Genomic DNA, 7,557 nt, shown 5'->3' on the forward strand with positions numbered 1-7,557 from the left:
CTGGAAAAGCTGCTGCGCGAGGAGTTCGTCGGCACCGATGCCTTCGTCAAGCCGCTCGAGCTCGGGCCGCCGGTCGGACGCCCCGTGCAGTACCGCGTCGGCGGTCCCGACATCCAAACGGTGCGCGAGCTGGCGCAGCAATTCGCAGGCTTGATTTCGGCCAACCCGAAGCTTGGAGCACCCACCTTCGACTGGAACGAGCCGCAACGGGTGCTGAGAGTCGACGTGCTGCAGGACAAGGCGCGCCAGCTCGGCATCACCTCCTCCGACATCGCCAGCGCGCTGAACAGCACCGTCGGCGGCGCGACAATCACGCAGGTGCGCGACGCCACCTATCTGATCAATGTCGTGGCGCGCTCGCGCGAGGCCGACCGCAGCTCGATCTCGACACTTCAAAATATGCAATTGCCGACCGGCACGGGCGAGTCGATCCCTTTGGCGGCCATCGCCAACTTCCGCTACGACCTCGAGCAGCCGACGGTATGGCGGCGCAACCGCACGCCGACGATCACCGTGCGCGCCGGCATGGTCGGCGACGTGCTGCCGGCGACTGTCGTCAACGAGCTGAAGCCCTCGGTCGACGCCTTCATCGCCAAGCTGCCGCCAGGCTATTCGGTGCAGACCGCGGGCTCCGTCGAGGAAAGCGCCAACAGCCAGGGACCGATCGCCGCCGTCGTGCCCTTGATGCTGTTCATCATGGCGACCATCCTGATGGTGCAGTTGCAGAGCTTCCAGCGCCTCTTCCTGGTGGTGGCGGTGGCGCCGCTGGGCCTGATCGGCGTGGTGGCGGCGCTGGTTCCAAGCGGTGCGCCGCTCGGCTTCGTCGCCATCCTCGGCGTGCTGGCGCTGATCGGCATCCTGATCCGTAACTCGGTCATCCTGATCGTGCAGATCGAGGACCTCGTCGCCGAAGGCAAGGACCGCTGGGCGGCGGTGATCGAAGCGACCGAGCACCGCATGCGGCCGATCGCGCTGACGGCGGCGGCCGCAAGCCTGGCGCTGATCCCGATCGCGCGCGAGGTGTTCTGGGGGCCGATGGCCTACGCCATGATGGGCGGCATCATCGCCGGCACGGCGATAACGCTGCTGTTCCTGCCGGCGCTTTATGTGACGTGGTTCCGGATCAAGGAGCCCCCGAGGCACGTGCGGGATGGCGCTGTGGTAGACAGCGCTGCTGTTGCGGAAACGTGAGGTAAGTCGAGTTCCGTCACACCCCCCTCTGCCCTGCCGGGCATCTCCCCCGCAAGGGGGATATCAGCAGTTCTGGCGCCCTGATCTATCCTGCAGCGTTGGCGATTGGCGAAATCGACTGTGCGCTCAATCTCCCCCCTTGCGGGGGAGATGGCCGGCAGGCCAGAGGGGGTGGGAAGAAACGAGGCTTCTGCGAGACGGGCTACACCCGCACAAATCCTTCGCTCGCCCTGAGCAGGTTGCGCGTATAGTCCTCGCTCACCCGATGGCCGATCAGCTGGCTTGCGGTCAGCGTCTCCACCGCCTCGCCGTTCTGCATCACCATCAGCCGCTCGCACATATGGGTGATGATGGCGAGGTCGTGGCTGACCATCAGGAAGGTGAGCTTGCGCCGCCGCCGCACCTCTTCGAGCAGGTTCAGCACCTCCGCCTGCACCGAGGCGTCGAGCGCCGAGGTCGGCTCATCAAGCAAAAGGATCGAGGGTTCGAGGATCAGCGCGCGGGCAATCGCCACGCGCTGGCGCTGGCCGCCGGAAAGCTGATGCGCATAGCGGAAGCGAAAGCCCTTGCCGAGGCCGACCTCGTCCAGCGCGCGCTCGATGCGCTTCTCGCCGTCGGCAATGCCGTGGATCGCTAGAGGCTCCTGCAGCAGCCGGTCGACGGTCTGGCGCGGATGGAGCGAGCCGTAGGGATCCTGGAACACCATCTGCACATTGCGGTAGAAGGCCTTGTCGCGTGTTTTGCCGAGCGTTTTGCCGTTGATGGTGATGGTGCCGCCGGCGACAGGAGCAAGGCCGGTGATTGCCCTCAGCAGGGTCGACTTGCCGGAGCCGCTTTCGCCGACCAGCCCGTAGGATTCGCCTTCCCTGACTTCCAGGTTAACACCTTTGAGTGCGCGAAAACGGTCGAAGACGACTTCCAGCCCTTGGACGGAAAGCGCCGCGGTCATGCCGCCCACTCCGGCTTGCGGTCGAGCACCGGCAGCGGATGACGCTCGAAGCCGATCCTCGGCATGCAGTTGAGCAGGCCGCGCGTATAGGGATGCCGGGCGTCGCGCAACTCGGAGGCCTTGAGCTGCTCGACCACCTTGCCGGCATACATGACGACGACGCGGTCACAGAAAGAGGAAACCAGGCGCAGATCGTGCGAGATGAAGATCAGCCCCATGCCGCGCTCGGCGACCAACCTATCGAGGATGTTCAGCACGTCGAGCTGCACGGTGACGTCGAGCGCCGAGGTCGGCTCGTCGGCGATCATCAGCTCCGGACCGGCGATCAGCATCATGGCGATCATCGCGCGCTGGCCCATGCCGCCCGAGACCTCGTGCGGGTGGAGGTCGAAGACGCGAGTCGCATCGCGGATCTGCACCGCTCGCAGCATCTCCAAAGCCCGCTCGCGCGCCTCGGCCTTGGAGACCTTCTCATGCGTGCGCAGCGTCTCGACGATCTGGCGGCCGATGGTCATCACCGGATCGAGCGAATATTTCGGATCCTGCAGGATCATGGCGATGCGATTTCCCCGCAGCGCCCGGCGCTGGCTGGGCGACACCGAGAGCAGATCGATGCCGTCGAAGCTGAGCTTCTTCGCCGACACCTCAGCCTGCGGCGGGGTCAGGCCCATGATGGCGCGGCCGGTCTGCGACTTGCCGGAGCCGCTTTCGCCGACGATGCCCAGCCGCTCGCGCCCGAGCAAGAAGGAGACGCCGCGCACCGCCTGCACGAGGCCGGTGCGGGTCGGGAAGGTGACGCGCAGATCGTCGACTTCGAGCAGCGTTCCCTTTGGCTGTGCGTCCCGATTGCCGCTCATTGATCACCGCTCATTGGTCGCCACTCCGGGGATCGAGCGCATCGCGCAGGCCGTCGCCGAGCAGGTTGAAGCCGAGGCTGACGATGAGGATGGCAGCACCCGGCGCGGCAGCCACCCACCACTGATCGAGGATGAAGCGGCGGCCTGACGCGATCATCGCGCCCCATTCGGGCAGCGGGGGCTGCGCGCCGAGGCCGAGGAAGCCGAGGCCGGCGGCGGTGAGGATGATACCGGCCATGTCGAGCGTCACACGGATGATCAGCGAGGAGATGCAGAGCGGCATGATGTGGCGCAGCACGATGCGGAAGGGCGAAGCGCCCATCAGTTGCACCGCCTTGATGTAGTCGGAGTTGCGCACCGTCAGCGTCTCGGCGCGCGCGATGCGCGCGTAAGGCGGCCAGGAAGTGATGGCTATTGCCAGTACGGCGTTTTCGATGCCGGGGCCGAGCGCCGCGACGAAGGCGAGCGCCAGCACCAGCTTCGGGAAGGCGAGGAAGATGTCGGTGATGCGCATCAGGATGGCGTCGGTCCAGCCGCCTGCATAGCCGGCCACGGTGCCGACCAACAGGCCGATGGGGGCGGCAATGACGGCGACGAGAACCACCACATAGAGCGTCCAGCGCGAGCCGTAGACGATGCGCGAATAGATGTCGCGACCCAGGTCGTCGGTACCGAACCAGTGCGCGGCGCCCGGCGGCAGCAGGCGGGCGTTCTTAAGATCGCCGACGGTCGGCGAATAGGGCGCCAGCACATCGGCAAAGGCCGCGACCACCAACAGCGCGATGATGATCAGCATGCCGACCAGCGCCAAGCGATTGGCGGAGAAGCGGCGCCAAGCGACATAGGCGCGGCCGAGCCTCGCCTGCAGGCGCGAGGCCGGCCGGTCGCTGAGCAGCCATTCGCGACGGGAGATGGTGCTGACGTCGGAGGCGGTCATGACGATGCCTCTTGAAGCTGTCGACCCCCGCTCCGGTCTGCTTCGCAGACCACCTCTCCCCCGTTCGACGGGGGAAAGGAAAGGCGCCAGGCGTGCGATCCGCTTTTCCTCTCCCCCGGGCGAGGGGAGAGGTGACCCGAAGGGCCGGAGTGGGAGCGATTGGTCGCCGCCAGGCCCGAAAATGCGATAGCTCTGCTCATCCGGCCTTCGTCCTTGGGTCAAGAAGCCGATAGAGCAGGTCGGACAGAAGATTGATGCCGATGAAGACCGAGCCGATGATGATGGTGCCGCCGAGCACTGCATTCATGTCGGCGTTCTGCAGCGAATTGGTGATGTAGAGGCCGATGCCCGGCCAGGAGAAAACGGTCTCGGTCAGCACCGAGCCCTCGAGCAGGTTGGCGTAGGACAGCGCGATCACCGTCACCATCGGCACCGCGGCGTTGCGCAGCGCGTGGCCCCAGATGATGCGCGTCTCCGACAGGCCCTTGGCACGCGCCGCGACGATATATTCCTGCGTCAGCTCGTTCAGCATGAAGGAGCGGGTCATGCGGCTGATATAGGCGAGCGACAGGTAGCCGAGCAGCGCGGCCGGCAGGACGATATGACGCCAGGCGTCGTGGAAAACGTCCCACTGCCCCTGGATCGCGGCATCGAGCAGGTAGAAGCCGGTGATCGGCGTGAAGGTGTATTCGTAGACGACATCGAGCCGCGCCGGGAAAGCGATCCACTGCAGCTTGGCGTAGAACAGCACCAGCCCGAGCAGCCCCAGCCAGAAGATCGGCACGGAATAGCCGATCAGGCCGACGATGCGCGCGATCTGGTCGATGAGGCTGCCGCGCCGGACCGCAGCCAGCACGCCGAGCGGCACGCCGATGACGGCGCCGATCAGCGTGCCCAGCGTCGCCAGCTCGATCGTGGCCGGAAAGACGCGGCGGATATCGGACATCACCGGATTGGTAGTCAGCACCGAGGTGCCGAAATCGCCGCTCAGCGCGCTTTTCACATAGATGTAGAACTGTTCGATCAGCGGCAGGTCGAGGCCCATTTCGCGGCGCGTGCGCTCGACGACGGCGGTCGGAGCCCGGTCGCCGAGAACGGCCAGCACCGGATCGATCGGGATGACGCGGCCGATGAAGAAGGTCACCGCGAGCAGACCGAGATAGGTCGTCACCGCGATGACCAGAAAACGGCCGATCGACGAGGCAATGGCGACGGCGCGGGCGCTGTCGCGCCCTGCTGCCGCCTGGTTTTCAGCTACGCTCACGCGGCGTGTCCGAAGACGCTATTCCTTCGAGACCGCCCCGACGAAGTTGGTGTCGAAGCTCGGGCCGAGCGCGAAGCCCTTGAGGCTCTTGCGCAGTCCCGCCACTTCGAGCTGCTGATGGATGATGACGAAGGGGCTGGTGTCGAGAATCTTCTTCTGCAGATCCTTGTACATGTCGGCGCGCTTGCCTGAATCCTTCTCCAGCAGCGCGGCCTCGGTCTCCTTGGTCAGGTCCGGAATGTCCCAGGCATTGCGCCAGGCGAGCGTCTTGATCTTGGCCTGGTCGGAATTGTCCGGGTTCGAGGCGAAGGTCTGGGCGTTGGAGTTCGGATCGAAATAATCCTGGCCCCAGTTGCCGATATAGATGTCGTGGTTGCGAGCGCGGTATTTGGTCAGCGTCTGCTTGCCGTCGCCGGGGATGATCTCCAGCTTGATGCCGGCCTGACCCAGCGTCTGCTGGATCGATTCCGCCATGCCCGTGGTCGGCTGGCCGGTGCGCACGTCCATGGTCACGCTGAAGCCGTCCGGCAGGCCGGCCTTGGCCAAGAGTTCCTTGGCCTTGGCGACGTCGAGCTTGTAGGGATTGTCATCGACGGCACCCAGGTCGCCCTTGGGCAGGAAGGACTGGTGGATCTCGCCGATGCCCTTGAGGATGGTCGAGCTCAGGGCATCATAGTCGACCAGATATTTGAACGCCTCACGAACCTCCGGCTTGGCGAGGTTCGCGTTCTTCTGGTTGAGGCTGATGTAATAAACCGTGCCCTTAGGCGCGCTGGTGGTGGTGAGGTCGGCGTTCTTGGCGATGGCGTCGAGATCGTTCGGCTCGAGGTTGCGGGCGACATCGATGTCGCCGGCCTCGAGCGCCAGGCGCTGCGCGGAGCTTTCCTTCATGTTGCGGTAGATGACGCGGGCGAGCTTGGCCTTCTCGCCGTTGTAATTGTCGTTGCGTTCCAGAACGACGGCTTCATTGGCGCGCCATTCGCGCAGCTTGTACTGGCCCGAGCCTGCGTAGCCGGTCTTCAGCCAGGCATTGCCGAAGTCGTTGTCCCATTTGTAGTCGGCGCTCGGCGTGGCGGCCGCGACATGCTCCTTGACCAGCTTGCTGTCGACGACGGAAGCGACGGTTGCCGACAGGCAGTTCAGCACGAAGCTCGGCGCGTAGGCCTTGTCGACGACGAATTGGAAAGTCGTGTCGTCGACCGCCTTGGCCTTCTCGGTGACGTTGTCGCCGCTGATGCCCAGCTGCTCGATGATGAAGGCCGGGCTCTTGTCGAGCTTGACGGCGCGCTCGAAGGAGTAGGCAACGTCGGCCGCGGTGATCGGATTGCCCGAGGCGAACTTCATGCCGGGCTTGAGCTTGAAGGTGTAGGTCAGGCCGTCGTCGGAAACGGTCCAGCTTTCGGCAAGGTCGCCCTTGACCTTGGAGGTGTCGCTGAGGTCGAGGCGGACCAGGAGATCATAGGTGTTGCCGGTGACCTCGGCGGTCGACAGCTCGAACGCCTCGCCCGGATCCATCGAGATGATGTCGTCGATGGCGAAGCCTTCGACCAGCGTGTCGGGAGGCGAGACCGCAAAAGCGGGCGTAGCGAGCAGCGCCGACATCGCCACACCCGCAAGCAAGCCACGGAGAGCAAACTTTTCCAGCATCATGATGATCGTTCCCTGTTTTGTTGACCTGAGTTCCCGGCTCAGAACTGCATTATTCTTTGCGAAGCCGACGGCGGCTTGGACGACGTACCGTCGTGGTTTTTGTCCAGTTGGTCAACACCCTATTCGGCGGCGCTGAAGCAGCAACGCGCATTTTTGCGAGAGAGCCTATTGGGCCAGAATGGGGCGCCACGTGTCGACCTGTGCGCCGGCTAATCGAAACCTCCAATCAGGAAAAATCTGCTAAACCCTGACCCTTGGAAGCCGTCGTCATTTCAGCTGCGCAATCAGGCTCGCATCGGGAAAGCAGGTCGCGGCCTTGCCGTTCCTTGCCTGCCAGGAGCCGATCGAGCGGCGCGTCTTGAAGCCGGGCAGGCCGTCGGCGCTGCCGACGTCGTAGCCCTTGGCCTCCAGCGCCCGCTGGAGCGCGGCGATATCGGAGCGGTGGAGATCACCGACCGCACCCCACGTGCCGGCGAAGGTGGCGTCACCCTTGGCGATGCGATCGGCGGCGTGGCCGATGAACAGCGCATAGAGGTCGCTGGTGTTGTATTCTTTCAGCACATAGAAGTTCGGCGTGACGATGAAGGCCGGACCGCTGCGCCCGGCCGGCATCAGCAGGAAGCCCTCGGCCTTCAGCTCACTCGCCTGGAACGCCTTGTTGTCGGCGCGCCTGATGCCCATCGCCGCCCAGTCGGAAATCTTCTTGCCC

Annotated in this window: 7 protein-coding genes; 1 reads left to right on the top strand and 6 read right to left on the bottom strand. The window is 64.9% G+C overall.

Annotated elements, in window-relative coordinates:
• Positions 1–1,191 (top strand): efflux RND transporter permease subunit (locus EOA38_RS22050; protein ID WP_145966027.1); only part of this gene is annotated, 1,191 nt, incomplete at its 5' end.
• Between the two features lie 202 nt (positions 1,192–1,393).
• Here EOA38_RS22050 and EOA38_RS22060 read toward each other — a convergent pair.
• The 6 genes from EOA38_RS22060 to EOA38_RS22085 all read right to left on the bottom strand — a co-directional run.
• Positions 1,394–2,140 carry an ABC transporter ATP-binding protein gene (locus EOA38_RS22060; protein WP_126090378.1) on the bottom strand — a complete coding sequence of 249 codons (747 nt, stop codon included), beginning with the start codon at positions 2,138–2,140 and terminating at the stop codon, positions 1,394–1,396.
• Positions 2,137–2,997, bottom strand: a complete 861-nt coding sequence (locus EOA38_RS22065) for an ABC transporter ATP-binding protein (RefSeq protein ID WP_127300251.1) — start codon at positions 2,995–2,997, stop codon at positions 2,137–2,139. The genes EOA38_RS22060 and EOA38_RS22065 overlap by 4 nt, the downstream gene beginning before the upstream one ends.
• Positions 2,998–3,007: 10 nt before the next feature.
• On the bottom strand, positions 3,008–3,934 hold the full coding sequence (gene nikC / locus EOA38_RS22070) for a nickel transporter permease (protein ID WP_127300252.1): 927 nt from the start codon (positions 3,932–3,934) through the stop codon (positions 3,008–3,010).
• A gap of 196 nt (positions 3,935–4,130) precedes the next feature.
• On the bottom strand, positions 4,131–5,198 hold the full coding sequence (locus EOA38_RS22075) for an ABC transporter permease (protein ID WP_127300253.1): 1,068 nt from the start codon (positions 5,196–5,198) through the stop codon (positions 4,131–4,133).
• Between the two features lie 18 nt (positions 5,199–5,216).
• The gene (locus EOA38_RS22080; protein ID WP_127300254.1) at positions 5,217–6,848 is read right to left on the bottom strand and encodes an ABC transporter substrate-binding protein; all 1,632 of its coding nucleotides are present in this window, start codon (positions 6,846–6,848) and stop codon (positions 5,217–5,219) included.
• 267 nt (positions 6,849–7,115) lie between these two features.
• A partial coding sequence (locus tag EOA38_RS22085) for a peptidoglycan-binding domain-containing protein (protein WP_189434802.1) occupies positions 7,116–7,557 on the bottom strand: 442 nt, incomplete at its 5' end.

This window comes from Mesorhizobium sp. M1E.F.Ca.ET.041.01.1.1 (genome assembly GCF_003997355.1).
GTDB lineage: Bacteria > Pseudomonadota > Alphaproteobacteria > Rhizobiales > Rhizobiaceae > Mesorhizobium.

Bases quoted from the DNA above. Each gene is read 5' to 3' on its own strand.
- EOA38_RS22080 (WP_127300254.1), bottom strand. From the start codon at position 6,848: ATGATGCTGGAAAAGTTTGCTCTCCGTGGCTTGCTTGCGGGTGTGGCG.
- EOA38_RS22060 (WP_126090378.1), bottom strand. From the start codon at position 2,140: ATGACCGCGGCGCTTTCCGTCCAAGGGCTGGAAGTCGTCTTCGACCGT.
- EOA38_RS22065 (WP_127300251.1), bottom strand. From the start codon at position 2,997: ATGAGCGGCAATCGGGACGCACAGCCAAAGGGAACGCTGCTCGAAGTC.
- nikC (WP_127300252.1), bottom strand. From the start codon at position 3,934: ATGACCGCCTCCGACGTCAGCACCATCTCCCGTCGCGAATGGCTGCTC.